The sequence below is a fragment of the Sphingobium quisquiliarum P25 genome (assembly GCF_000445065.1).
GTDB classification, from domain to species: Bacteria; Pseudomonadota; Alphaproteobacteria; order Sphingomonadales; family Sphingomonadaceae; genus Sphingobium; species Sphingobium quisquiliarum.
In genome coordinates this window covers 51743-75921 of the sequence record NZ_ATHO01000144.1, presented here as the reverse complement: position 1 = coordinate 75921, position 24179 = coordinate 51743, and the positions used below count along the sequence as shown (strand labels likewise).

The following is a 24179-nucleotide window of genomic DNA, read 5'->3' as shown; positions in this document are numbered from 1 at the left end:
GGGGCAGTGCGCACGGCCGCGTTCTGCTGAACGGGCGCGGGTTTGGGTGCTTCGACGGCCGGTGCGGCGGCAACAGGCTTGCGCACGGGCGCGGCCTTCTTGGGCACTTCGTTCGCCTTCACGGGCGAAGGGCGCGATTGCAGACCGAGGCGATGGGCCTTGCCGATCACGGCGTTGCGGCTGACGCCACCCAGTTCGTCAGCGATCTGGCTGGCGGTCAGGCCCTTTTCCCACATCGCCTTGAGCTGGTCGATGCGCTCGTCAGTCCAGGACAATGAATAACTCCTCACAATATCCGGTTCGCGCCCTATATGGGGCGCACAATTCCGCACACAACGCCCTTGCGGCATATCAGGCCAGCCGATAGTCGATCCGATCATGAACGACCAGTCCCAATTTGTAACAAACGCGTCCCGGCAGCCACGCTTTCACGAGCCGGGCGAAATGGTCATCCGCAACGTCAACTGGGCAGGGATGCGCGCGCTGTACCGCAAGGAAGTCCGGCGTTTCATGAAGGTCCAGTTGCAGACCATCTGGGCGCCCGCCGTAACGACGCTGATGTTTCTGGTCATCTTCACCATCGCGCTGGGCGGCGCGAACCGGCAGGTGCTGGGCGTTCCCTTCGCCGATTTCATCGCCCCCGGCCTCATGATCATGGGGATGATGAACAATGCCTTCGCCAACAGCAGCTTTTCCCTGCTGGCGGGCAAGATGCAGGGAACGTTGATCGATTATCTGATGCCGCCGCTGTCCAACGGCGAATTGCTGCTGGCGCTGGTCGGTGCGGCGGTGACGCGCGCAGTCTGTGTCGGATTGGCCTTGTGGGGCGCGATGGCGCTGTGGCCCGGCGTCCATGTGACGCCAGCGCATCCCTGGGCGATCGTCTGGTTCGGCCTGATGGGGGCGTCGCTCACCGCCTTTATTGGCGTGCTGACGTCCATCTGGGCGGAAAAGTTCGACCATGCGGCGGCCATCACAAATTTCGTGATCGGCCCGATGACGCTGCTGTCGGGGACCTTCTATTCCATCGACCGGCTTTCGCCCGTGTTCGGGGCGATCAGCCATGCGAACCCCTTCTTCTACGCGATTTCGGGGTTTCGTTATGGCTTCGTCGCGGCGGCCGACGGCGATGTGGTCGTGGGCAGCATCGTGCTGCTGGTGCTGAACATCGCGCTGGCGGTGCTGTGCTATATGCTGCTGCGGCGCGGGTGGAAGTTGAAGGCTTGAGGGCGCGTGGGCCGGGCTCCAGCCTTTCGGGGGAGCATATTGCCCGAAGCCGTCAGGTAAGGCCAGCCATCACCGGCACGACCAGCGTCAGGAGAAAAAGCAGGGCGGCGGCGATCAGCCAGTGATGCAGCCGTGGAAGGGCGAGGTGGTGATCCCGCCCTTCCTCCGGCGGCAGCCTCATGCGGCTTCCACGCCCTTACCGCCGACGCGGATGAGCGAAAAGCCAGCCGCTTCCGCCTCCGTGCGCGGGTAGATGTTGCGCAGGTCGACCAGAAGCGGCGTGTTCATCGAAGCGGCGAGGCGCTTGAGGTCGAGCGCGCGGAAAATATCCCATTCCGTGACCAGCACCACCGCGTCAGCGCCCGATGCGGCTTCATAAGCGTCGCGGGCCATCTTCACGCTGGGCATCATCGGCGCGGCGACTTCCATGCCTTCGGGATCATAGGCGACGATCTTCGCGCCCGCATCCTCCAGCGCCTGCACGATGGCCAGGCTGGGCGCATCGCGCATATCGTCGGTATTGGGCTTGAAGGTCAGGCCGAGCAGCGCGACTTTCTTGCCCCGCGCCTCCCCGCCCAGCGCCTTGACGATCTTGCGCCCCATCGCCCTTTTACGAAGGTCGTTCACCTGCACGACCGTTTCGACGATGCGGATCGGCGTGTCATAATCCTGTCCGGTCTTGACGAGCGCCAGCGTATCCTTGGGGAAGCAGGACCCGCCATAGCCCGGCCCCGCATGCAGGAATTTGGACCCGATCCGGTTGTCGAGGCCGATGCCGCGCGACACGTCCTGCACTTCCGCGCCCACCGCCTCGCACAGGTCGGCCATTTCGTTTATGAAGGTGATCTTGGTCGCCAGAAAGGCATTGGCGGCATATTTGATCAGTTCCGCCGTGCGCCGACCGGTGAACATGACCGGCGCCTGATTGAGGTTCAGCGGCCGGTAGATCTGCGCCATCACGGCGATGGCCCGTTCATTGCCGGTGGTGCCGACGACGACGCGGTCCGGCCGTTTGAAATCGCTGATCGCCGCGCCTTCGCGCAGGAATTCGGGGTTGGAAACGACCTGGATGTCCAGGTCGGGACGGACTTCCTTGACGATGCGTTCGACTTCGTCGCCCGTGCCGACAGGAACGGTGGACTTGGTGACGATCACCGCCGGTCCATCGAGCGATTCCGCAATCTCCCGCGCGGCGGCATAGACGTAGCTCAGGTCCGCATGGCCATCACCCCGGCGGGAGGGGGTGCCAACGGCGATGAAGATCGCATCCGCCCCCTTTACGCCAGCGGCGAGGTCCGTGGTGAAGGTCAGGCGCCCGGCGGCGGCATTGTTCGCGACCAGCTGGTCGAGGCCGGGCTCATAGATCGGCATGCGGCCGGATTCGATCGCCTGGATCTTTTCGGCGACCTTGTCGACGCAGACGACGTCGTGGCCGAAATCGGCGAAGCAGGCGCCCGATACCAGGCCGACATACCCCGTGCCGATCATCGTGATCTTCATAAACTTCCGCAGCCCCTTGAAATGGAAAGGTCGATGGGCCCTAGCACAGGTCATTGCGCGTGCAAAAGCGCGCGTCCGAGTTACCCCTTGTTCAGACGATGGTTACGATTAGCTGCGAAAATCGCCCAAATGGCACGCACAAGGGGGCGAAGATGAAGGTTGCGGTGGTATTCGGGACACGGCCGGAAGCGATAAAGCTGTTTCCCGTGATCCATGCCCTGCGCACCCATGATCAGGTGGATACGCGCGTCATCGTGACGGCGCAGCATCGCGGACTGCTGGACCAGGTGCTGGACATTGCCGGCATCAGGCCGGACGTCGATCTGGACGTGATGACGGCCGGCCAGACGCTGGACGGCTTGACCGCGAAGCTGATCGTGGAGCTTGGCAAGGCCTTCGACGCTGAGCGGCCCGACCGCGTGGTGGTGCATGGCGATACGCTGACGACCATGGTCGCCAGCCTTGCCGCCTATTACCGCCAGATTCCCGTCGCCCATGTGGAAGCGGGGCTGCGCAGCGGCGATATTCATCATCCCTGGCCGGAGGAGGTGAACCGCCGCGTCGTCGCCTGCATCGCCGACATGAACTTTGCGCCTACCCAAGGGGCGGCTGACGCGCTGCGGCGGGAAAATCGCGCGGCCAAGAGCATATATGTGACCGGCAACACGGTGATCGACGCATTGCTGGCGACGCGCGAGCGGCTGAACGCCATGCCATCGCTGGCGGCAGGGCTGGACGATCTGGCGGCGCGGTTCGCGGGCAAGCGGATCGTGGCCGTCACGAGCCACCGGCGGGAGAATTTCGGCGGCGGCATGGAGGCCATCGCACGGTCGATCGCCGACATCGCGGGGCGGCCCGATGTCGCGGTGATCTTCCCCGTGCATCCCAATCCCAATGTCCGCCCGGTTATGGAAGCTGTTCTGGGCGGCCTGCCCAATGTCGCGATGATCGATCCGCTCGACTATCCGCATTTCGTGCGGCTGCTCGATATGTGCGAACTGGTGTTGACCGACAGCGGCGGCGTGCAGGAGGAAGCGCCTTCACTGGGCAAGCCAGTGCTGGTGATGCGCGAAACGACCGAACGTCCAGAGGGGGTCGAGGCGGGAACGGCGAAGCTGGTCGGCACGGACCGCGAGCGGATCGTGCGCGAGGTGCTGGCGCTGCTGGACGATGGAAGTGCCTATGCGGCGATGGCGCGCGCGCATAATCCCTTTGGAGACGGCATGGCCGCGCAGCGGATCGCGGCGGTCATCGCCAAGGATGCGGGGCAGGCAGAAGGGCTGGACGAGGCGGCGTAGGGCAGGAGCACGGAGGCGCGGCGCGCTCCCCCGGCATCGCCGTTACCGAAATCTTCAGCATTTCCCGGCAGAAAGCGATGCAAATCATCGGCTTCTCAGGATCATCGCATGCCCGTCGACAAGCAGCAGAAGGTTTCCGTCATCGGCCTTGGCTATATTGGCCTGCCGACCGCAGCGCTGATCGCGCGCGGCGGGTGTCAGGTGGTCGGCGTCGACGTCAGCGCGCATGTGGTCGAGACTGTCAATTCCGGCCGCGTCCATATCGAGGAAGTTGATCTGGACGGGCTGGTGCAGGGCGTGGTTGCACGCGGGAACCTGCGCGCCAGTCTGGAGGTGGAGCCGAGCGACGTCTTCATCATCGCAGTGCCGACGCCCGTTGCGGAGGATCGCGCGCCCGATATCTCCCATGTGCTGAACGCGGCGCGCACCGTCGCCAGCGTGTTGAAGCCCGGTGACACGGTCATCCTTGAATCCACCTCTCCGGTCGGCACGACCGAAGCGATGCGCGATCTGTTCGCTCAGCTGCGGCCGGACCTCAGGATGCCGGGGCAGAGCGGCGCTGGCGATATCGCCATTTCCTATTGCCCGGAGCGGGTCTTGCCGGGCCGCATTCTGGTCGAGTTGATCGACAATGACCGCTGCATCGGCGGTATCACGCCGCGATGCGCGCGCAAGGCGCTGGCCTTCTACCGCCAGTTCGTGCGCGGCGCCTGCATCACGACCACGGCGCGGGCTGCGGAGATGGTGAAGCTGGTGGAAAACAGCTTTCGCGACGTCAATATCGCCTTTGCGAACGAACTGTCCGTCATAGCCGAGCGAATGGACATCGACGTGTGGGAAGTCATCCGCCTCGCGAACCGCCATCCGCGCGTCAACATCCTTCAGCCGGGGCCGGGCGTCGGCGGCCATTGCATCGCCGTCGACCCATGGTTCATCGTTCATGGTGATCCCGAAAACAGCCGCCTGATCCGCACCGCGCGGGAGGTGAACGACGGCAAGACCGATCATGTCGTCGCCTGCGCGTCGGACCTGATCGACGAATATCCGGGCGAGGACATTGCCTGCCTGGGTCTGGCCTTCAAGGCCAATATTGACGACTTCCGGGAAAGCCCCGCAGTCAAGGTCGCCGCGCGCCTTGCCCGCCGCTATGGCCGCCGGGTGAAGCTGGTCGAACCCTATGCGCAGGCGCTGCCCATGGAGTTCGCAGGCACCGGCGCGGAGTTGATCGATCTCGATACGGCTCTGGAACAATGCAGCGTTTTCGTCATTCTTGTCGATCATGACATGTTCAAATCCGTGCCCGTGGACGAACGCACCGACAAGGCCGTCTATGACACGCGGGGCGTGTGGCCGGATCAGCCGCGCCGCCTTGCCCCGGCTTCGCTGGGCCGAATGGCCGTCTGACCAGCCGAGTGCGGGCGCAAGCCGTCCTGCCCATGGTTGCCATGGCCTGTCCGCCTCGTTAACCCCTCGCCCGAAGGCCGCCCATCTTGCGGCGGCCGGAAAATTGCGGGGATTTACAGCGGAATGCACGAACCAATCGTCAAGATGACCCGGCTGCTGACCGGATTGGCGATGAGCATTTCGCTGGGTGCTTGCACGACAGTCGAGGATGCGCCCAAGGGGGAGGCTGCCTATGAAGTCATTCCCCCCGCCCCTGCCGTGGGAATGGATTACAGGATCGCGGCGGACGATGTGCTGCGGGTGCAGGTCTATCATGAACCCGGCCTTTCGCTGGAGGATGCGCAGGTGACCGCTGCGGGCATGATCCGCATGCCGTTGATCGGCGAAGTCCCCGTGGCCGGGCTGTCGGCCAGCGAAGCGTCGGATGTGATCGCGGGCAAGCTGGGCGAGCGCTATCTGGTGTCGCCGCAAGTCACCATATTCGTGAAAAAGGCCGTGGGCCGCCGCATTACCGTGGATGGAGAGGTGCGCGAACCGGGCCTGTTCCCTGTCGAAGGACGGCTGGGCCTGCTCCAGGCGGTGGCCCTGGCGAAAGGGCCGACACGGCTGGCCAGCCTGAAACAGGTGATGGTGGTGCGCCAGACCGACGGCGTGCGCGCGGCCGCGATGTTCGACCTGTCCGCGATCCGCAAGGGGAAAGCTCCCGATCCTGAAATCCTGCCCGGAGACATGGTGCTGGTCGGGCTGTCGCGGGCGAAGGCGATTTTGGGTGGCGGGCTGCTGGCGCTTCCGGCGATCGGCGCGGGCTTCGTCGCGCTGGATGGAGGACGCTGATGGCGGGCTCCAGCATCCGCATCGATCCGGGCGTGGCGCCCGCTGTCGAGGAAGGGCGGGCGGCCAGGGCCGTTCGGGCGGCGCGGGGCGCATGGACCGCTGTGCGGCGTCACCGCGTCATCCTGTTCGGCACGATGGCTCTGTGCGTTCTGGCCGGTGTCATCTTCATCCTGCTGTCGACGCCGGATTACAAGGCGACCGCTTCGGTCGAAGTGGAGGACGTGCCCGCCGGAGCCGCAGGGGCGGCCGCCGCGCAGCGGCCGCAAGCGCCTTCGGATAATGAAGCGCTGATGCAGACCGAGCTTGAGGTGTTGCGCAGCCGGTCTCTGGCCGAAGAGGTCGCGCGCGAACTGGCTCTGGTCGGCAACCGGACATTGTTCGATGCGATGAAGGCCAAGCGGCCGGATCGAGGCTCCGGCTCGCTCAGCCAGCGGCAGGTGGAAACGGAAGCGGTGATCCGCCTGTTGCGGGACAATCTGGAGGTGGAATTGCCGGGCAAGTCCCGCGTGATCCGCATCAGCTTCACCAGCGCCGACCCGGTGCTGTCGGCGCGCGTCGCCAACAGCTATGCCGACAGCCTGATCAGGGCCGATTTGAAGCGCGGCTTTGAATCGGGCGTGCAGGCGCGCCGCTTCCTGCTGGGCGAACTGGATGGCGCGCGCCGCGATCTGGAGCGGGCGGAGCGGGATCTGGCGGTCTATGCCGCCCGGACCGGCACGCAAGGCGAGGCGCAGGATCGCGGGCCGGGATCGGCCGAAGGGAGCAGCGCCGCGCGTCTGGCGCAACTGAACGCGTTCCGCGCACAAGCAACGGCGGACCGAATCGCGGCGCAGAAGCGTTGGGAAAGCGCGCGCCTTTCCAGCGTGGAGACGCTGCCGGAGGTTCTGAACAACGGCGCGATGCAGCAACTGATGGCGCAGCGGGCGCAGGCGCGGGCGGAGGTGGTCCAGGAACGGCAGTTCCGCAAGGATGCTCACCCCGAAATGCGCGAGGCGCGGGCCCGGCTGGCGGCGCTGGACGATCAGGCACAGGCGATGGCCAACACGATCCGCGCATCGCTGAGGGAGCAATATGAGGTCGCCGTCCACGGCGAGAAGCAGATCGAATCGGAAATCGCCGATGTCGAGCGGCAGGCGCTGGCTGAACGCGGGCGCGGGGTGCAGATGAGCATCCTGGAACGATCGGTCGATACCTACAGGCTGCTGCACGACAGTCTGCTGCAACGCTATCGCGACATGGCGTCGCAAGCCGGGTTTCAGGCCGGGCGCATCCAGCCGCTGGACCGCGCCGCCGTGCCGCCGCGTCCGTCTTCGCCGCATATCGGCACGACCATGCTGCTGGCTTCGCTTGGCGGGCTGGCGCTGGGGCTGCTGCTGGTGGCGGGGCGGCATCTGTTCGATGACGCCGTGACCTCCGCCGATACATTGGCGGAGCGCGCCAACCTGCCGCTGCTGGGGACGGTGCCAGCGTCCGACCGGCCTGCGGTGGAGACGTTCGTTCCCATCGCGTCTTCGCTTCTGCTGGCGTCGTCCGCAGGGCTGCCGCGATCCATATTGGTCACGAGCGCGCAGGAGGGGGAGGGCAAATCGTCCACCGTCCACGCCCTGGCTCTGGCCTTGGCGAAGCTCGACCGGCGGGTGCTGGTGATCGACGCCGACATGCGGCGGCCGCGGCAGCATAGCCTTTTCGGCATTGCCGTCGAGCGGGGCATCAGCGAGGTGATGACGGGGCAGGCCAAGGCGGAGGATGTCATCGTTGCCACGTCCGCCCCCGGCGTATCGCTGCTCCCCAGCGGCGCGATACCGCCCAATCCGGCGGAGCTTCTGTCCACTCCCTCCCTGGATGTGCTGCTGGCGGGATTGCAGGATCGCTATGACACGGTGCTGATCGATGCGCCGCCGATCTTGGGCCAGCCCGATACCTCGCTGCTGGCGGCAAAGGCGCAGGCAACGGTGCTGGTCGTCGAATGGGGCCGCAACCATCATGGCGGGCTGCGCGTGGCGGCCGACCGGCTGCGGCGCGCGGGCGGGGCGATCATCGGGGCAATCCTGACGAAGCAGGAGGGGCGCGCCTTTGAATATGATTATCATCGGGGCGGGTAGGCGGACCTGCGCCGATCGGCTCCTGATCTCTGAACATCAACCTGCGCAGGAGTGTCAGGCGGTAACTCCAAAGCCAGCGCAAGGCTGCGATACGCACAGTGCGCCGTCAGTAGTCGAATGACGAAGCGGAAGACGCCTTTCGCCTGTGGCTCAAGCGCGCGCCAGCAGTCCTTCTACCAGCCCTTCGAACAAGCGGCGGCCGTCCGTCTTGCCGTGCGCGGGTTCGATCACGCGTTCCGGGTGAGGCATCATGCCCAGCACATTGCCTGCTTCGTTGAGGATACCCGCGATGTCGCGCGCGGAGCCGTTGCAATTTTCCGCATAGCGCAGAGCCACGCGGCCTTCGCCTTCCAGCCGGTCGAGCGTATCCGCGTCCGCGAAATAATTGCCGTCATGGTGCGCGACGGGGAAAGAGATTGTTTCGCCCGCATCATATTTGCTGGTGAAAGCGCTCTGCGCATTGTCGACGGTCAGGCCGACGTCGCGGCAGATGAAATGGCCGCTGGCGTTGCGCAGCAGCGCGCCGGGCAGCAGGCCGCTTTCGGTCAGGACCTGGAAGCCGTTGCAGATGCCCAGCACATAGGTGCCGCGCTCCGCCGCCTTCGCCACAGCCTGCATGACCGGCGAGCGCGCGGCCATGGCGCCGGAGCGTAGATAATCGCCATAGGAAAATCCGCCTGGAACGCCAATCAGGTCCAGATCGTCGGGCAATTCGGTGTCCCGGTGCCAGATCATGGCTGGCTTCGTGCCGCTCACCGCCTCGAAAGCCACGGCGAGGTCGCGGTCGCAATTACTGCCGGGGAAGACGATGACGGCGCTTTTCATGGCTCAGGCCACCTTTTCGATGCGGTAATTTTCGATGACCGTATTGGCCAGCAGCTTGCGGCACATGGCGTCGATATCGTCATCGCTGGTGCCATCCGCAAGGTCGAGTTCGATGAGCTTGCCCGCGCGCACATCATTGACGCCGGTAAAGCCAAGGCCTTCCAGGGCGTGATGGATCGCCTTGCCCTGCGGGTCCAGGACACCGCCCTTGAGGGTGACGAAGATGCGGGCTTTCATGAGGTGCGAAACTCCGTGGATGGCTATGGCGCACCCCCTAGTCCCGTGGGGCGGGACAGGCAAGGCATTATCCCTTTCTTAGCAAGCGTGACGTTATGATGACCGGCGTCGATCAAGGGGTTCACGCTATGGCTGGTCTTGCACTGGCGATGTTTGTCGGACTGTTCGCCTTCGGACAGCAGATCGTCGGCTATTCCGATCCGCATGGTAAGGTGCAGCTTGCGCTGCTGGCGACCTTTGCCTTCGGCCTGCTGGTGGGATATCGCGCCAGCGCCTGAACGTTTTGCAGGGGCGCGAGCAGGAATCGCTTCGCCTGGCAGGCGGGCTGGTCTAGGGCGGCGGCATGTCCGCCGACGCCTTTTACTATGGTTGCGCCATCGTCGCAGTCGTCATTTCCGGCCTTGCAAAAGGGGGCTTTGCCGGGGCCGGGGTGCTGGCCATGCCGATCATGGCGCTAGCCATCGACCCGGTGCGGAGCGCGGCCATCCTGCTGCCCATCCTCATCCTTCAGGACGTGGTCAGCGTCTGGGCTTTCCGGCGGGACTGGGACGGGCATATTCTGGCGGTGATGCTTCCCGGAGCGGCCGCAGGCATCGGCCTTGGCTATCTGTTCGCCGCGCAGGTGCCCGAAACCATGGTGCTGGGCGCGCTGGGGTTCATCTCCGTGCTGTTCGGGATTCAGCGGCTCTGGACGGAGCGGCGCGGCGCGATCGTGCTGCCGTCCAGCTCGCCCAATTGGGTCGGGGCGCTGTTCGGCGTGGCGAGCGGCTTTACCAGCCAGATCGCCCATGCCGGGTCGCCGCCTTTCCAGATGTGGGTGCTGCCCAAGCGGCTGCCGCGCGACACGCTGGTGGGCACGACGGCGATCACCTTTGCAGTGATGAACTGGATGAAGGTGCCCGCCTATGCCGCGCTGGGGCAGTTTACGCGGGCCAACCTGATGGCGACGGCGATGCTGGCTCCGGTCGCGCTGGTCGCGACGCTGATGGGCGTGGCGCTGGTGCGGCGGACGGACCCGGCGCGTTTCTATAGACTGATCTATGCGCTTATGGTGCTGTTGGGGATCAAGCTGATGGCGGACGCGGTGATGGGGTAATCCCCTTCACCGCCCGTTCCGGGAGCGGTCCTCCTCCCCATCGATGATGGGGAGGGTTGGGGAGCGCTATCAGTCCTTGCCGCGCTTCTTGCGGTGGGTGTCGAGGTCGAGGACGGTCGTGTCCGCGCCTTCGGGCAGCAGGCCGAGGCGGCGGGCGACTTCCTGATAGGCTTCGACTTCGCCGCCCAGATCGCGGCGGAAGCGGTCCTTGTCCAGCTTTTCGCCGGTGTTCATGTCCCACAGGCGGCAACCGTCGGGGCTGATCTCGTCGGCCAGGATGATGCGGCTATAGTCGCCGTCCCACAGGCGGCCGAACTCCAGCTTGAAATCGACAAGGCGGATGCCGATGGCGGCGAAGAGGCCGCACATGAAATCGTTGATGCGGATCGCCATGTCGGCGATGTCGTGCATCTCTTCCTGCGTGGCCCAGCCGAAGCAGGCGATATGTTCTTCGGACACGAGCGGGTCGCCCAGCGCGTCGTCCTTGTAGCAATATTCGATCAGGGTGCGGGGCAGCTGGGTCCCTTCCTCGATGCCCAGCTTCTTGCTGAGCGAGCCGGCGGCGACGTTGCGGACCACGACCTCGATCGGCACGATCTCGACCTGGCGCACCAGCTGCTCGCGCATGTTGAGGCGGCGGATGAAGTGCGTCGGCACGCCGATCTGGCCGAGCAGGGTGAAGATATGTTCCGAAATGCGGTTGTTGAGCACGCCCTTGCCGGAAATCGTGCCCTTCTTCTGCGCGTTGAAGGCGGTCGCGTCGTCCTTGAAATATTGGATGATCGTGCCGGGCTCAGGGCCTTCGTAAAGGATCTTTGCCTTGCCTTCGTAGATCTGGCGGCGACGGGCCATGCGCGTTCCTGTCTTCCCAAGAAAGAATGTGCCCCGGCAACGCGAATCGAGGAGGATTAGCGGGTGCCGGGGCTGCTGGCGTCGGCCCATAGACCAAAGGAAGCGCAGGCGCAATTAGCGCGCTGACAGGCATGTCGCCCGCGTTCCGTTACCGGCCGCCTAATGGGCGGTTTCGACCTGCGCCGCGTCTTTGCTGTCGCCATTGCGGGCGGCCATCAGCCTTTCGGTAAAGCAGCGCCGCCACCAGCTGATATCCTGTTCCTCCACGCAATTCATCATCGACCGCCAGCGGCGCTTGCGTTCGTCGAGCGGCATGGCGAGCGCGCGGGTGATGGCGTCCGACATTTCTTCGGGGCTGTAAGGGTTGATGAGCAGCGCGTCCTTGAGCTGCGTCGCGGCGCCAGCGAAGCGGGACAGGATGAGGACGCCGGGATCTTCCGGGTCCTGCGCGGCCACATATTCCTTGGCCACCAGGTTCATGCCGTCGCGCAAAGGCGTGACCAGACCGATGCGGGCCGCCCGGTATATCCCCGACAGCTTGTCGCGGGGATAGCCCTGGTTCACATAGCGGATCGGCGTCCAGTCGACATCGCTATATTCGCCGTTGATGCGCCCGGCGATCGCGTCGAGCGTGGCGCGGATCTGCTGATAGCTTTCCACCTCTCCGCGCGAGGGCGGCGCGATCTGCGTCAGCACCACCTTGCGATGCTGTTCGGGATGATCCTTGAGAAAGCGGGCATAGCCGTTGAACCTTTCCTCCAGCCCCTTGCTGTAGTCCAGCCGGTCGACGCCCACGATCATGGAGCGGTCCTGCAAGGAACGGCGCACCTTTTCGAACATCCGCCGCGCAGGCTCGCTGACCGCGGCGCTGGCATATTCCTGCGCGTTGATGCCGATGGGGCAGGCGATCGCCTGGATCGTGCGGTCGCCCAGCGTCACGAAATCGCCGTTGACCGTTCCGTTCATCTCCCGCTCCACATAATGGCGGAAGGATTCCAGCCATTCTTCGGTGTGAAAGCCGATGACGTCATAGGCGAACAATGTCTGCACCAGCTTGGTATGATGGGGCAGGGACACGAGCAGGCGCGTGGGCGGCCAGGGGATGTGGAGGAAGAAGCCCATCCGGTTCTTGTGCCCCTTGTCCCGCAGCATCTGGCCAAGCGGGATCATGTGATAATCCTGCACCCAGATGATGTCTTCGGGCTCGATCAGGGGGCTGGTGGTGTCGGCGAAACGCTGGTTGACGCGGTTGTAGCCGCCTTCGAAATCGCGGGCATATTCGGCAAGGTCGATGCGGAAATGGAAGAGGGGCCACAGCGTCTTGTTGGCGTAGCCGTTATAATATTCGTCTACATCCTGTTCTTCCAGGTCGATGGTGGCGGTCTTTACCCCTTCATCCTCGGAAAAGCCGATATGGCCGGTGAAATTTTCCGTGACCTCGCCCGACCAGCCGACCCAGATGCCCCGGCTTTCGCGCAGGGCCTGGGCAAGCGCCACGGCAAGGCCGCCCTGATTGCCCGACTTGTTGGGCCTGCTCACCCGGTTGGATATGACTATCAGCCGGCTCATCGCATCACGCTCCACGGTTTGCTCAGCAGAACGGCGCAGTTGATGATGCCGACCAATGAGTAGGTTTGGGGATAATTGCCCCATAATTCCCCGGTCACGGGATCGATATCTTCTGACAGCAGCCCGGCGGCGGTGCGGCGGGACAGCATTTCTTCGAACAGCAGCCGCGCCTCCTCCGTGCGGCCGGTGCGATGCAGCGCCTCGATCAGCCAGAAGGTGCAGACGTTGAAGGCGGTGACCGGCTCGCCGAAATCGTCGGGCGCGCTGTAGCGCAGCATGTTGTTGCCCCGGCGCAGGTCCTTTTCCAGCGCCTTGAGCGTGCCGACGAACATCGGATTGTCGGCCGTGAGGAAGCGCAGGTCGAGGAGCTGGAGCAGCGACGCGTCGCGGGCGTCATCCTCGAAATTCGCGGAAATGGCGTTGCTGCTGCTGCGCCAGGCCGATTGCAGGATGCGGGCCTTCATGATCTCCGCACGCTCGCGCCAATGCACTTCCCGATCCGGCAGGCCAAGAGCGCCCGCGGCATGGGCCAGACGGTCGCACGCGGCCCAGCACATGACGGCGCTGTAGCTGTGCACATGGGCGCGGGTGCGCAGCTCCCACAGGCCGGCGTCCGGCTGGTCATAGACGGACCATGCCCGCTCGCCCACGGCTTCCAGCGATTCGAAGTCAGACATGCCTGCCATGCGCAGCAGGCGCTGGTCGATAAACCCCTGGACGGATGACAGGACGATCTGGCCATAGGCGTCATGCTGGATCTGCGAATAGGCGGCATTGCCGACGCGCACGGGCCCCATGCCGCGATAGCCGGGCAGATTTTCCGCCTCCCGTTCCTCCAGCGTGGCGTTGCCGCGCACATCATAGAGCGGCTGGATATGGCCGCCCTTCGCCCCATCCACGATATTGCGCAGATAGACGAGGTAGCTTTCCAACACGTCGAGCGCGCCCAGGCGGTTCAGTGCCTCCACCGTATAATAAGCGTCGCGAATCCAGCAGTAGCGATAATCCCAGTTGCGCCCTGAATCGGCATGTTCGGGGATGCTGGTCGTCAGCGCCGCGACGATCGCGCCGGTTTCCTCATGCTGGCAGAGCTTGAGCGTGATGGCGGAGCGGATGACGGCTTCCTGCCATTCGGGGGGGATGGCGAGGCCGCGCACCCAGACCTGCCATTCGTGGATGGTGTCGTCCAGCATCCTTTCCACGGCGGGGCGCAGGGCGTCGGAGAAGCTTTCGTCCGGCCCCATGAAGAAATGCATGTCATGTTCCAGCCGGAACCAGCTTTCCTGGCTGATAAGGCCGATGGGCGCATTGGTCGAAACGCGCATCGCCATGTAGGACAGCACCAGCCGGATATGGTTGGAACCATAGCTGATCGGCACATTTTCCGAATGCCAGGAAGTGGTGGGGCGCAGCCGCACGCGGACGCGGGGGCTGCCCGCCACAGGGCGGACGATCCGGGCGAAGGCGACGGGGCGGTACATGCGGCCCAGATGACGGTAGCGGGGGCAGAAATCGTAAAGCTCGATCGCGTTGCCATGATCGTCGGTCTGCCGCGTGACCAATATGGGCGTGTTGCGGATATAATGCTGCTCGATGCGGACGCAGTTTTCCAGCTCGATCGCCCAGAAGCCGCGCGCATCGGGGCCTTCCCAGGCCTTGTCATCGAGAAGGGCGGAAAAAACGGGATCCCCGTCCACGCGGGGCACGCAGGCCCATATCATCCTGCCCGCGCGGTCGATCAGCGCGGATGCCTGGCAATTGCCGATGGGCCAAAGGTCGAGGGTGCGTTCGTTCCCGGCGAAATCTGTTTGACTGTTCCTGACTATCGGTCTGCCCCCTGGTGGTTTCCAACGGGAAGGCGCCAGCCGTTGCTCAGCGCGGCCTGGCGATCCCCCTGGCGAGATAATGCCTGACAGCGGCAACCTGTTCCAATGAGAATGCGGCGAGCGTTTCCCGTGGCGGGCCGACCAGAATGCCTGCGCCGCCCAATTCGGCGGCGGCGGCAAAGCCTTCCTCGTCCGTGACATCGTCGCCGATGAAGACCGGCCGCCCGCCCGCCATGGGCTCCCGCGCCATCAGGGCGTGCACTGCGCTGCCCTTGTCAGCGCCTCCGGGCCGCAGTTCGAAAAGCATCTTGCCCGGTTGAACGGAAAGGTCCAGCTTTTCCGCCAGATCGCTGGCCAGCTCGCCCGCCTTGGCGCCCCATTGGGGAGCGCCGCGGAAGTGGAGGCCCACGCTGATCGATTTGCGTTCCACCAATATGCCGGGCTTCCCTTCCGCAAAGGCGTGGAAGGCGGCTTCGGCATCGTCCACCGCCGGGCGGCGAGGGGGCGCTTCGACCCGTTCGCCCGGCTGCGCCATTTCAAGGCCGTGCGTTCCGGCCAGCAGGAACCCGGCAAAGCCCAGATCGCGCAAGGTGGCGATCGACCGTCCGCTGACGATCGCCAGGCGTCCTTCCAACCTGTCGCGCAATTCACCGAGCAGGCCGATCAGTTCCTCGTCCACGGCCACGCCGTCGGGCGTGTCGGCGATGGGCGCGAGCGTGCCGTCAAAGTCGAGGAACAGGGCGGCGCCGTCCAGCAGCGAAACTGGCGGCTGGGGCAGGACGATGCGGGAGGGAGGGGGGGAATCGGACACGCGCGCAAATTGGCGCGTGCCGCCAAATGTGCAAGCCCCGGAGGCGATGCGGATGATTTTTCCGTGCGTTTCGCTGCCGGTCTGGCTGCACGGCGGAGCTTCAATCCCCGTTTCCGTTTTTCCGTTGCGCTGCTATTCCGATTTTCGATGACCGATTTTCGCGACCCGTTCGACGCTATCAAGGATCACCCTTTCGACGATGCGCTTTCCGAGCGCTACCTCGTCTACGCCCTTTCCACCATCACGGCGCGGTCGCTGCCGGACCTGCGCGACGGGCTGAAGCCGGTGCACCGGCGCCTGCTATGGGCGATGCGGCTGCTGCGGATGGAACCGGCTGGCGCTCCGCCCAACGTGCTGGCCGCCAATCCGGCGCGCAACACCACCAGCTATAAGAAGTGCGCGCGTGTCGTCGGCGATGTCATCGGCAAATATCACCCGCATGGCGACACGTCCGTCTATGATGCGATGGTGCGGCTGGCGCAGGATTTCTCGCTCCGCACGCCGCTGGTCGATGGGCAGGGCAATTTCGGTAATATCGACGGCGATAATGCAGCGGCGATGCGCTATACCGAGGCGCGGCTGACGCAGGCGGCGGCCGACCTGATGGCGGGGCTGGACGAGGGGACCGTCGATTTCCGCCCGACCTATAATGGCGAGGATGAGGAGCCTGAGGTCTTCCCAGGCCTGTTCCCCAACCTGCTGGCCAATGGCGCGAGCGGCATCGCGGTCGGCATGGCGACCAGCATCCCGCCGCACAATGTGTCCGAACTGATCGACGCGGCCAGCCTGCTGATCGACAATCCCGATGCCGAACATGCCGACCTGATGCAGATCGTGCGCGGGCCGGACTTTCCGACCGGCGGCGTCCTGGTGGACAGTCCCTCCATCATATCGGAGGCTTATGCGACGGGGCGGGGATCGTTCCGTACCCGCGCGCGCTGGCACAAGGAGGATGGCGGTCGCGGCACCTGGGTCGCGGTGGTCACGCAGATACCCTTCCAGGTGCAGAAATCCAAGCTGATCGAGCAGATCGCCGCGCTCATCAACGACAAGAAGCTGCCGATCCTGGCCGATGTGCGGGACGAGAGCGACGCGGAAATCCGCATCGTCATCGAACCGCGCGCCCGCACCGTCGACCCCGATGTGCTGATGGACAGCCTTTTCCGGCTGACGGACCTGGAAAACCGCTTTCCGCTGAACCTCAACGTGCTGGACGCGACGCGCACGCCGCGCGTGCTGGGGTTGAAGCCGGTGCTGATCGAGTGGCTCAAGCACCAGATCGACGTGCTGGTGCGGCGCGCCCGCCACCGGCTGGACAAGATCGCGGCGCGGGTCGAACTGCTCGACGGCTATATCATCGCCTATCTCAATCTCGACCGGGTGATCGAGATCATCCGCACCGAGGATGAACCCAAGGCGGTGATGATGGAGGAATTCCAGCTGACCGACCGGCAGGCCGAAGCGATCCTGAACATGCGGCTGCGGTCCCTGCGCAAGCTGGAGGAGATGGAACTGCGGCGCGAACATGCCGAGCTTCTGAAAGAGCGGGAGGAGCTGACGAAGCTGGTCGAAAGCCCCACCCGCCAGCGGACGCGGTTGAAGAAGGATCTGGCGGAACTGCGCAAGCGCTATTCGCCCGACACGGACTCCGGCAAGCGGCGTACCTTGGTCGAGGAAGCCGCGCCCGCGCGAGAAATCCCGCTGGAGGCGATGATAGAGCGGGAGCCGATCACCGTCATCCTGTCCGAACGCGGCTGGATCCGGGCGATGAGCGGCCATCGCGACCTGGCGTCCGCCGATACGCTGAAGTTCAAGGAAGGCGACGGCCCGATGATCGCCTTCCACGCGCAGACGACCGACAAGCTGCTGCTGGCGACCAGCGCCGGGCGCATCTTCACCCTGGGGGCGGACAAGCTGCCGGGCGGACGGGGCTTTGGCGATCCTGTGCGGTCGCTGGTCGACATGGACGATCAGGGGCAGATCGTGACGCTTCTGCCTGCGCGCGCGGGCGGCGAACTGCTGCTGGCGTCGTCGGACGGCCGCGGCTTTGTCGCGGCGATGGCGGATGTGATCGCCGAAACCCGCAAGGGCAAGCAGGTGGTGAACGTCCGCACAGGCGCGCGGCTTTCCGTCGTCAAACCCATCCCCCCCGAAGCGGACAGCATCGCGGTCGTCGGTGAAAATCGCAAACTGCTGGTCTTTTCCCTGATAGAAATGCCGCGGATGGCGCGGGGGCAGGGGGTGCAGATGCAGCGCTATCGCGACGGCGGATTGTCCGATGCGGTGGCGTTCCGCCTGGCGGACGGGCTAAGCTGGGCGATGGGCGGAGACAGCGGCCGGACCCGCACGGAAAGCGACATGACGCCCTGGCGCGTGGCGAGGGGCGCTGCCGGACGCATGCCGCCGGTTGGGTTCCCGCGTGACAACCGCTTTTGATCGAATGTATAAATCCCCCACATCCGATTGAAATAAAGCATAGTATTTCCCGAAAATTTACCAATTGCCGCTTTAAGGAGTGGTATGGAATCTACTCCCGCGCGTATCGGGCTGAATGAAAGCCTGAACGAGGACCCCCTTGCGGGGTTCGCGCGCACGCATCTGCCCGACATGGCGGAAAAGGAGCAGTGGGTCGGGGCGATCCCTTATCCCGCCGCAATTTTATATCTTCGCGACAATCAGTTATCGCTCGTCGTTGTGAATGATTGTTTCTTTCGCACCTTCCTTGAAAATGTCGATCCGGCCGAGAAACCGCCCTACGCCGAAGAATGGCGCGAGCGTATCATCGAAAAGGCGACGGCCGGCCAGCCCACCAGCTTTTTCGAATTGCGGCGCAATGGCGTGCTGGGTTCAGAATATTTCTGCTGCACGGTCGGCCTGCTGCCCTGGCATGAGGAAGATGCCAGCCTGATCCTGTTCACGGCGCTGGACCGAACGAACGATCGCATCATCGAGCGGAACCTGCGCCGCGAACTATTGTCGGACGGTCTGACCGCGTTGCCCAATCGCGCGGGTTTCGGCGAGGAAATAGAAGACCGGCTGGCGAACGGCGCGTGGCTGGAAAATGGCCAGTTCGGCATTATCGCGATCGACCTCAGCCGGTTCAGCCGGGTCAATGAATCGCTTGGGCCCATGGCGGGCGACGAACTGCTGATCACGGTAGCGAAGCGTTTGAAGTCCAGCCTGCGGCAGGGGGATGTCCTCGCCCGCATCGGCGGTAATGACTTCGCGATATTCGCCCGCTTGAACAACGGCTTGTCCGATTGCCTTCATATCGTTCAGAGGATCAAGGATGCGCTGAATTCGCCGGTCCGGCTGAGCGACCTGCAAATCCGGGTGGATTGCGCCATCGGCTGCGCGCTGTCCGTCAGCCTGGACGATGATCCCGACGATGTGGTCCGCAAGGCGCAGGCCGCGGTCAAGATCGCCAAGCGCAGCGGCAAGGTGGAAATCTACCGCAACGGCGTTCTGAAGGAAGCGCAGCGGCGCTTTTCGATCGAGAGCCGCTTGCGCACCGCGCTGGCGCAGGGGGGGCTGACACTGGCGTTCCAGCCGCTGATCCATCTCCCCACGGGCGAGGTCAACGGTTTCGAAGCGCTGGCGCGGTGGGAAGATCCCGACCTGGGTCATGTGTCGCCGGTGGAGTTCATCGCCGTGGCCGAGGAAAGCGGCCTCATCACGCCCCTGGGCCGCTGGGCCGCCTATGAGGCCGCGCAGGCGCTGAGCCGCTGGGACGCGAAATTCGGGCAGAGGCTGCCGGTGGGCGTCAACGTCAACCTGTCGCCGATCCAGATGGCGCGGGACGATGTGGCATCGATGTTCGAGGAATCGCTGCGTTATTCCGGCATAGCGGGCGATCGCCTGACGGCGGAGATCACGGAGAGCGCGATCATCGCCGACCCGGACAAGGCGCGCAAACTGCTGTTCGCGCTCAAGGATTTGCAGATGCTGATCGCGATGGATGATTTCGGCACCGGCTATTCCAACCTGGCGAGCCTGCACAGCCTGCCGATCGACATATTGAAGATCGACCGCAGCTTCGTGTCGACGATGCTGGAGGACAGGGACAAGGGCGCCATCGTCAGGACGATCCTGTCGCTGGCCGAATCGCTCAATCTGGCGGTGACCGCCGAGGGAATCGAGACGCAGCAACTGGCCGACGCGTTGCAGAAGATGGGCTGCGGCTATGGCCAGGGCTTTTATTTCGCGCGCCCCATGCCCGAGGCCGAAGCGTTCGACTATTGGCGCGCGCGCTGGAATTTCGAAACGGTCTGATCGGCGATTTCCGCGACGCGCCGGGCGTCGGGAAAGCCTTCCTCCACCCAGAGGCGCTGGACCTCGCCCAAGGCTTTGGCCACATCGGGGCCGGGCGGCAGGCCGCGTGAAATGAGCGCGCCGCCGCCGATCGGAAGCTGGGGCGGGACCCAGTCTCTCATGCCATGGATGTCCTCCAGCGGGCGGCGCGGGTCGAGCAGCATCTGGTCGATCGCGCCCTCCACCCCGATACGAAAGGCCAGCGCGCGCGGCGGCATAGCCGTTGCGTGCGGTTCGAGCGCGAGCATGATCCGCTTGCGCGCCTTGTTCGACAGCTTGAGCCGGGCGCCCACATTTTCCGCCACGCGGGCATCAGGCGGCAGCAGGGCGGCGAGGCGGCGGAGCGGGGAAGGATCAGTCTCCGCGCCGCGCTCACGCAGGATCAACGCCGCGAGGCGATCGATCCCGCTCCGGTCGATTTCCGGCAGCACCGGGGCCAATATGCCGCCGTCCACCATCAAGGCGAGGGAAGCGACCGGGTCCTGCACCGCCAGCAGTTTCAGCAGTTCGTCCGCGATCCGTTCCCGCGACAGGGCCATCAGGCTGTTGGCGGCGGCACGGCAGGCGTCATAGGCCTCCGCGTCCGGCTCGTCCCGGCCGAAGCGCGCCAGGAAGCGGAAATAGCGCAGGATGCGCAGATGATCTTCCGCGATCCTTTCCCGCGCTGTGCCGATGAAGCGGACGCGGCGCGCCTCCAGATCGGCGACTCCGCCGAAAAACTCAGTGATTTCGCGGCTGAACGGATCGGCATAGAGCGCATTGATGGTGAAGTCCCGGCGGGACGCGTCCTCGCGCCAGTCGCTGGTGTAGGCGATGGTCGCGCGCCGCCCATCGGTGCTGACGTCGCGGCGAAGGGTCGTGATCTCGACGGGCCAGCCGGAGATCACGGCGGTGATGGTGCCATGGTCGATGCCGGTCGGCACGGCCTTGATCCCGGCGGTCTTCAACCTGTCGACGACGGCGGCGGGTTCCAGGACCGTCGCGATATCAAGGTCGCTGACCGGCAGGCCCAGAAGTCCGTCCCGCACCGCGCCGCCGACGAAGCGGGCACGGCCTTCCCCGGCCTCCAGCGCGGTCAGCAGGCCGTCGAGTCCAGGGCGATGGCGCCATTCGGCGTCAGGCAGCAAGGCGGCCAAGGTTCAGCCTCCGCGAAAGATTGGCGAGGATCGCCGCAGTGATGCCCCAGATGCGCTTGTCCTCCCATATGATCTCGTAAAAATGACGCTGCTCGCCCTGGAACTCGATCGGCTTCCTCAGCCGGTTGGCCGGGTCGAGCGCGTAGGAGAGCGGGACTTCGAACCACTCCGCCACCTCGCTGGCCTGCGGCGTGAGCGGGAGATCGGGCGGGATGACGCCCAGGACCGGGATGATGTCGAACCCGGTGAAGGTATGATAGCGGTCCGACGTGCCGACGATATCGACCAGCCGGGGCGGCAGGCCAATCTCCTCCTGCGCCTCGCGAAGGGCTGCGGCGGTTTCGTCTGCATCGCCTTCATCCACGCGGCCGCCGGGAAAGGCGACCTGGCCCGCATGCTTGCGCAGCGAGGCCGCTCGCTGCGTCAGGATCAGGCCCGGTTCCGGCCGGTCGGTGATGGCGACGAGAACGGCGGCGGGCGCAAGCACCATATCCTCCCGGATGCGGGGGTCCCGCGTGTCCGACAGGCCGATCCCGATGTCGCGCGCATGCCCTTCCGTCAGCGCGGCGCGCAGCCGGTCCGCCAGCATCATTGCGACCCGTCCAGCGCGAAGAACGCGCCATTGCTCCAGATGCCAACGGGGTCGGCGCCTTCCTCCAGCGCAAGGTTCATAAGCTCGTAATAGACGCTGCGGGACACCAGCGCTTCCAGCCCGCCGCGCACATGCAGATAGGGGTGCGGCCCATCGGCCGTTTCGCGGACACGAATGGGATGTTCCGGCCCGGCCGCGACCAGATCGCCCGTGTTCAGCCGGAAGGCGAGCGCCCTTGCGCCTCCTTCCCCCTCGCTTTTCAACTCGACGGCCAGGAACGGCGCGTCCTCCACCTCGATCGACAATTTCTCCACCGGGGTGACGAGCACATGAGAGCCGTCCGGTTCCCGCCGCAGGATGGTGGAAAAAAGCCGCACCATCGCTTCCCGCCCGATCGGCGAGCCCTGATGGAACCAGGTGCCGTCGCGGGCGATGCGCATTTCGCTGTCGCCGCAATGATCGGGATTCCATTGTTCGACCGGCGGCAGGCGCTTTTCCGCGAGAAGGCGCGCAATGTCGGTCAACGACAGGCTGGAAAGATCGGGCGGCGGTTCCATCGGCATGGCGCCGAGATAGGATCGAGCACGCCCGAAGGCAAAAGGGAAATCAAATCGCGGGTGAACGCCGGGGCCCCAGCATCCCCTGACCGTTGACCGGAGATCCGTCGACCGGCAGGGCGAGCAGGCGGCGCGGCTCATAGGGGCCGGGGCAGCTCCACCCTGCGGTGCCTTCCGCCGAAAAGCCCCAGAAGCGGCCATAATATTCAGGGTCGCCGATCATCATCAGCGGCTCCGTCCCGCATGTGCGGGCGGCGGCGACCGCCGCGTCCATCATCGCCCGGCCAAGCCCCGTCCCCTGATGTTCGGGGGCCACGGCGACGGGGCCGACCATGATCAGCGGCTTCTGCGACCCATCGCTTCTGGTGAGCGCGACAGGCCAGCATTGCAGCGATCCCGCCAACTCTCCGCCTTCGGTCAGCATGGCGACCGACAGGGCGGGCAACCAGGGCATGCCGTCGCGGATGAGATAGGCGGTGCGCCCATGCCGGTCCGTTCCGAAAGCGGCGTCGAGCAACCGCTCGATGTCCTGCGGCGGCACGTTGTTCAAGGGCACAATGCGAGACACGTCTTGCCGATCCGCCATCAATGGCGCATGGACCGCGCCGGGAGCGGCGGCCTTAACGCCTGCTTCGGAAATTTAAAGCGCAAACTGGCGGTCGCCCGCCGCAGGAAGGCTATGGACAGCGCATTTGACGATTTTCTGACGCTGGAGGTCAATCATCTGGATGTGAATGTCCTGACCGGCATTTATTCGGAAGAGACGCATCTGCCGCAGCCGCTGCGCATTTCCATCCGCGCCCGGCTGAAAGTGGCGGACCATTATGCGCCCGATACGCCGCTGTCCCGGTCGAAAAACTATATGGACCTGAAGCATGCGGCTACCGCCGCTCTGCCGGAAGGGCAGCATTTCACGCTGATCGAAGCGGTCGCGGACCATATCATCGACACCATCTTCCTTCAGGACGACAAGGTGCTGCATGTGGACGTGAAGATCATCAAGCTGGCGCTGAGCGAAAGGGGTGAGGAAATCGGCATCACCCTTGGGCGCGGGCGGAAGTAAGGCGCTGCGCCGTCAGGCCTTCACCAGGCCGATGTCGCGCAACCGCTCCATCAGATAATCATGCGCGGTGATCGGCGGGTCGCGGCGCGGGTGCGCCTCGTCCACGCATTGCGCCAGCGGCTCGATCAGGAAATCGGGGCGCAGGTGCAGGAAGAAGGGCATGGAATAGCGGGACACGCCCCGGCGGTCCGGCGGCGGATTGACGACGCGGTGGCTGGTCGAGGGCAGGCGGTGGTTGGTAAGCCGTTGCAGCATGTCGCCCACATTGATCACCAGAGCGCCCCTGGGCGGCACCACGGGCAGCCAGTTCCCGGCGCGGTCCCGCAGTTCAAGACCGCCTTCTTCCGCGCCGAGCAGCAGGGTGATGAGGTTGATATCCTCATGCGCGGCCGCCCTGATGCCCGCAGCGGCGGGCGACACGGGCGGATAGTGCAGCAGCCTCAGGATCGAATTGCCATTGCGGACAGGGCCTTCGAACCAGCCGGAGTCCAGCCCCAGATGAAGGGCGATCGCCGACAGCAGCCTGCGCCCGATGCGGTCGAACCCGGCATAGAGGCGGGTGAAGGCGGGACGAAACTCCGGGATTTCCTCCGGCCAGATGTTGGCGGGCATCGCATGGCCCAAGGCGTCGCCAGCGGGCAGGTCGCGGCCGATATGCCAGAATTCCTTCAGGTCATTCTCATTCGCGCCCTTCGCGATTTCCCGGCCGAAGGCGGTATAGCCGCGCTGCCCGCCATTGGAAGCGGCGTCGTAGCGCTGCTTCACTTCAAGAGGCAGGTCGAAAAAGCGGCGGGACAGCGCCCAGCATTGGTCGACCAGCGCTTCGTCCATGCCATGGTCGCGGACCATCGCGAAGCCGAACCGCTGGAAGGACTCGCCCAGTGCCCCGGCAAAGTCGCCTTCCGCCATGCCGGTCATCGAAAGGATGGGCAGCTGGTC

24 protein-coding genes are annotated in these 24179 nt (G+C 64.9%); 10 read left to right on the top strand and 14 right to left on the bottom strand.

Features of this window, described 5'->3' with window-relative positions:
• On the bottom strand, positions 1-275 hold a 275-nt coding region (locus L288_RS37625), incomplete at its 3' end, for a GcrA family cell cycle regulator (RefSeq protein ID WP_021239306.1).
• A 103-nt stretch (positions 276-378) separates the two neighbouring features.
• On the opposite strand from L288_RS37625, the gene L288_RS37620 reads away from it, so the two are divergent.
• Entirely contained in the window at positions 379-1227 is an 849-nt protein-coding gene (locus L288_RS37620) for an ABC transporter permease (protein WP_031304696.1), read from the top strand.
• A 52-nt stretch (positions 1228-1279) separates the two neighbouring features.
• Here L288_RS37620 and L288_RS44150 read toward each other — a convergent pair whose 3' ends face one another.
• Positions 1280-1408, bottom strand: a complete 129-nt coding sequence (locus L288_RS44150) for a hypothetical protein (RefSeq protein ID WP_021239304.1) — start codon at positions 1406-1408, stop codon at positions 1280-1282.
• Positions 1405-2727, bottom strand: a complete 1323-nt coding sequence (locus L288_RS37615) for a UDP-glucose dehydrogenase family protein (RefSeq protein WP_021239303.1) — start codon at positions 2725-2727, stop codon at positions 1405-1407. Before L288_RS37615 ends, L288_RS44150 begins: the two co-directional genes overlap by 4 nt.
• A gap of 152 nt (positions 2728-2879) precedes the next feature.
• Here L288_RS37615 and wecB point away from each other — a divergent pair, with 152 nt between their 5' ends.
• The 4 genes from wecB to L288_RS37595 all read left to right on the top strand — a co-directional run bounded on the left by wecB (position 2880) and on the right by L288_RS37595 (position 8365).
• Positions 2880-4025 (top strand): non-hydrolyzing UDP-N-acetylglucosamine 2-epimerase, encoded by a 1146-nt coding sequence (wecB, locus tag L288_RS37610; RefSeq protein WP_021239302.1) that lies wholly within the window; start codon positions 2880-2882, stop codon positions 4023-4025.
• Between the two features lie 108 nt (positions 4026-4133).
• Positions 4134-5429 carry a UDP-N-acetyl-D-mannosamine dehydrogenase gene (wecC, locus tag L288_RS37605; RefSeq protein WP_021239301.1) on the top strand — a complete coding sequence of 432 codons (1296 nt, stop codon included), beginning with the start codon at positions 4134-4136 and terminating at the stop codon, positions 5427-5429.
• Positions 5430-5573: 144 nt separating this feature from the next.
• Entirely contained in the window at positions 5574-6263 is a 690-nt protein-coding gene (locus L288_RS37600) for a polysaccharide biosynthesis/export family protein (protein ID WP_152522099.1), read from the top strand.
• Positions 6263-8365, top strand: a complete 2103-nt coding sequence (locus tag L288_RS37595; protein ID WP_021239299.1) for a GumC family protein — start codon at positions 6263-6265, stop codon at positions 8363-8365. Before L288_RS37600 ends, L288_RS37595 begins: the two co-directional genes overlap by 1 nt.
• Before the next feature lie 150 nt (positions 8366-8515).
• Here L288_RS37595 and purQ read toward each other — a convergent pair whose 3' ends face one another.
• Together purQ and purS are read right to left on the bottom strand one after the other, a co-directional pair.
• Positions 8516-9190: a phosphoribosylformylglycinamidine synthase subunit PurQ gene (gene purQ / locus L288_RS37590; RefSeq protein ID WP_021239298.1), complete on the bottom strand. Its 675-nt coding sequence runs from the start codon at positions 9188-9190 to the stop codon at positions 8516-8518.
• Positions 9191-9193: 3 nt separating this feature from the next.
• Entirely contained in the window at positions 9194-9427 is a 234-nt protein-coding gene (purS, locus tag L288_RS37585) for a phosphoribosylformylglycinamidine synthase subunit PurS (RefSeq protein ID WP_021239297.1), read from the bottom strand.
• A 128-nt stretch (positions 9428-9555) separates the two neighbouring features.
• Between purS and L288_RS43660 the strand changes: the two genes are divergently transcribed.
• Together L288_RS43660 and L288_RS37575 are read left to right on the top strand one after the other, a co-directional pair.
• Positions 9556-9705 (top strand): hypothetical protein, encoded by a 150-nt coding sequence (locus L288_RS43660; RefSeq protein ID WP_021239296.1) that lies wholly within the window; start codon positions 9556-9558, stop codon positions 9703-9705.
• Positions 9706-9770: 65 nt separating this feature from the next.
• Positions 9771-10523, top strand: coding sequence for a sulfite exporter TauE/SafE family protein (locus L288_RS37575; protein WP_021239295.1), 753 nt, complete (start codon positions 9771-9773; stop codon positions 10521-10523).
• 69 nt (positions 10524-10592) lie between these two features.
• On the opposite strand, the gene purC is transcribed toward L288_RS37575, so the two are convergent.
• The 4 genes from purC to otsB form a co-directional block, all read right to left on the bottom strand.
• A complete protein-coding gene (purC, locus tag L288_RS37570) occupies positions 10593-11375 on the bottom strand; it encodes a phosphoribosylaminoimidazolesuccinocarboxamide synthase (protein WP_021239294.1) in 783 nt (260 codons plus the stop codon).
• Positions 11376-11534: 159 nt separating this feature from the next.
• Complete coding sequence (otsA, locus tag L288_RS37565) at positions 11535-12944, bottom strand: alpha,alpha-trehalose-phosphate synthase (UDP-forming) (protein WP_021239293.1); 1410 nt, start codon at positions 12942-12944, stop codon at positions 11535-11537.
• Positions 12941-14710, bottom strand: a complete 1770-nt coding sequence (locus L288_RS37560; RefSeq protein ID WP_269077987.1) for a glycoside hydrolase family 15 protein — start codon at positions 14708-14710, stop codon at positions 12941-12943. The genes otsA and L288_RS37560 overlap by 4 nt, the downstream gene beginning before the upstream one ends.
• 106 nt (positions 14711-14816) lie before the next feature.
• Positions 14817-15581, bottom strand: a complete 765-nt coding sequence (gene otsB / locus L288_RS37555) for a trehalose-phosphatase (RefSeq protein ID WP_021239291.1) — start codon at positions 15579-15581, stop codon at positions 14817-14819.
• A 147-nt stretch (positions 15582-15728) separates the two neighbouring features.
• Here otsB and parC point away from each other — a divergent pair, with 147 nt between their 5' ends.
• Positions 15729-18017 (top strand): DNA topoisomerase IV subunit A, encoded by a 2289-nt coding sequence (gene parC / locus L288_RS37550; protein WP_031304694.1) that lies wholly within the window; start codon positions 15729-15731, stop codon positions 18015-18017.
• A gap of 84 nt (positions 18018-18101) precedes the next feature.
• A complete protein-coding gene (locus L288_RS37545) occupies positions 18102-19853 on the top strand; it encodes a putative bifunctional diguanylate cyclase/phosphodiesterase (RefSeq protein ID WP_021239289.1) in 1752 nt (583 codons plus the stop codon).
• Here L288_RS37545 and L288_RS37540 read toward each other — a convergent pair.
• From L288_RS37540 to L288_RS37525, 4 genes are read right to left on the bottom strand one after another with little or no spacing between them, the layout of a single operon-like run.
• Positions 19817-21028: a CCA tRNA nucleotidyltransferase gene (locus tag L288_RS37540; RefSeq protein ID WP_021239288.1), complete on the bottom strand. Its 1212-nt coding sequence runs from the start codon at positions 21026-21028 to the stop codon at positions 19817-19819. The two genes, L288_RS37545 and L288_RS37540, sit on opposite strands and share 37 nt — an antisense overlap.
• On the bottom strand, positions 21009-21620 hold the full coding sequence (locus tag L288_RS37535; protein ID WP_030538410.1) for a CoA pyrophosphatase: 612 nt from the start codon (positions 21618-21620) through the stop codon (positions 21009-21011). Before L288_RS37535 ends, L288_RS37540 begins: the two co-directional genes overlap by 20 nt.
• Positions 21617-22183 (bottom strand): DUF1285 domain-containing protein, encoded by a 567-nt coding sequence (locus L288_RS37530; protein WP_030538409.1) that lies wholly within the window; start codon positions 22181-22183, stop codon positions 21617-21619. Before L288_RS37530 ends, L288_RS37535 begins: the two co-directional genes overlap by 4 nt.
• A gap of 43 nt (positions 22184-22226) precedes the next feature.
• Complete coding sequence (locus tag L288_RS37525) at positions 22227-22763, bottom strand: GNAT family N-acetyltransferase (RefSeq protein WP_201766651.1); 537 nt, start codon at positions 22761-22763, stop codon at positions 22227-22229.
• 93 nt (positions 22764-22856) lie between these two features.
• On the opposite strand from L288_RS37525, the gene L288_RS37520 reads away from it, so the two are divergent.
• On the top strand, positions 22857-23240 hold the full coding sequence (locus L288_RS37520; RefSeq protein WP_021239284.1) for a dihydroneopterin aldolase: 384 nt from the start codon (positions 22857-22859) through the stop codon (positions 23238-23240).
• A gap of 12 nt (positions 23241-23252) precedes the next feature.
• On the opposite strand, the gene L288_RS37515 is transcribed toward L288_RS37520, so the two are convergent.
• Positions 23253-24158, bottom strand: a complete 906-nt coding sequence (locus L288_RS37515) for an isopenicillin N synthase family dioxygenase (protein WP_051209723.1) — start codon at positions 24156-24158, stop codon at positions 23253-23255.
• Positions 24159-24179 lie beyond the last annotated feature (21 nt).

What these genes read in the sequence shown, in the direction of transcription:
- L288_RS37545 (WP_021239289.1), top strand. Translation starts at nt 18,102, where the DNA reads ATGGAATCTACTCCCGCGCGTATCGGGCTGAATGAAAGCCTGAACGAG.
- L288_RS43660 (WP_021239296.1), top strand. Translation starts at nt 9,556, where the DNA reads ATGGCTGGTCTTGCACTGGCGATGTTTGTCGGACTGTTCGCCTTCGGA.
- otsA (WP_021239293.1), bottom strand. Translation starts at nt 12,944, where the DNA reads ATGAGCCGGCTGATAGTCATATCCAACCGGGTGAGCAGGCCCAACAAG.
- parC (WP_031304694.1), top strand. Translation starts at nt 15,729, where the DNA reads ATGACCGATTTTCGCGACCCGTTCGACGCTATCAAGGATCACCCTTTC.
- L288_RS37535 (WP_030538410.1), bottom strand. Translation starts at nt 21,620, where the DNA reads ATGATGCTGGCGGACCGGCTGCGCGCCGCGCTGACGGAAGGGCATGCG.
- L288_RS37600 (WP_152522099.1), top strand. Translation starts at nt 5,574, where the DNA reads ATGACCCGGCTGCTGACCGGATTGGCGATGAGCATTTCGCTGGGTGCT.
- purC (WP_021239294.1), bottom strand. Translation starts at nt 11,375, where the DNA reads ATGGCCCGTCGCCGCCAGATCTACGAAGGCAAGGCAAAGATCCTTTAC.
- L288_RS37615 (WP_021239303.1), bottom strand. Translation starts at nt 2,727, where the DNA reads ATGAAGATCACGATGATCGGCACGGGGTATGTCGGCCTGGTATCGGGC.
- wecB (WP_021239302.1), top strand. Translation starts at nt 2,880, where the DNA reads ATGAAGGTTGCGGTGGTATTCGGGACACGGCCGGAAGCGATAAAGCTG.
- L288_RS37525 (WP_201766651.1), bottom strand. Translation starts at nt 22,763, where the DNA reads ATGGCGGATCGGCAAGACGTGTCTCGCATTGTGCCCTTGAACAACGTG.
- L288_RS37595 (WP_021239299.1), top strand. Translation starts at nt 6,263, where the DNA reads ATGGCGGGCTCCAGCATCCGCATCGATCCGGGCGTGGCGCCCGCTGTC.
- L288_RS37530 (WP_030538409.1), bottom strand. Translation starts at nt 22,183, where the DNA reads ATGCCGATGGAACCGCCGCCCGATCTTTCCAGCCTGTCGTTGACCGAC.
- wecC (WP_021239301.1), top strand. Translation starts at nt 4,134, where the DNA reads ATGCCCGTCGACAAGCAGCAGAAGGTTTCCGTCATCGGCCTTGGCTAT.
- L288_RS44150 (WP_021239304.1), bottom strand. Translation starts at nt 1,408, where the DNA reads ATGAGGCTGCCGCCGGAGGAAGGGCGGGATCACCACCTCGCCCTTCCA.
- L288_RS37620 (WP_031304696.1), top strand. Translation starts at nt 379, where the DNA reads ATGAACGACCAGTCCCAATTTGTAACAAACGCGTCCCGGCAGCCACGC.
- L288_RS37515 (WP_051209723.1), bottom strand. Translation starts at nt 24,158, where the DNA reads ATGACCGGCATGGCGGAAGGCGACTTTGCCGGGGCACTGGGCGAGTCC.
- purQ (WP_021239298.1), bottom strand. Translation starts at nt 9,190, where the DNA reads ATGAAAAGCGCCGTCATCGTCTTCCCCGGCAGTAATTGCGACCGCGAC.
- purS (WP_021239297.1), bottom strand. Translation starts at nt 9,427, where the DNA reads ATGAAAGCCCGCATCTTCGTCACCCTCAAGGGCGGTGTCCTGGACCCG.
- L288_RS37520 (WP_021239284.1), top strand. Translation starts at nt 22,857, where the DNA reads ATGGACAGCGCATTTGACGATTTTCTGACGCTGGAGGTCAATCATCTG.
- L288_RS37575 (WP_021239295.1), top strand. Translation starts at nt 9,771, where the DNA reads ATGTCCGCCGACGCCTTTTACTATGGTTGCGCCATCGTCGCAGTCGTC.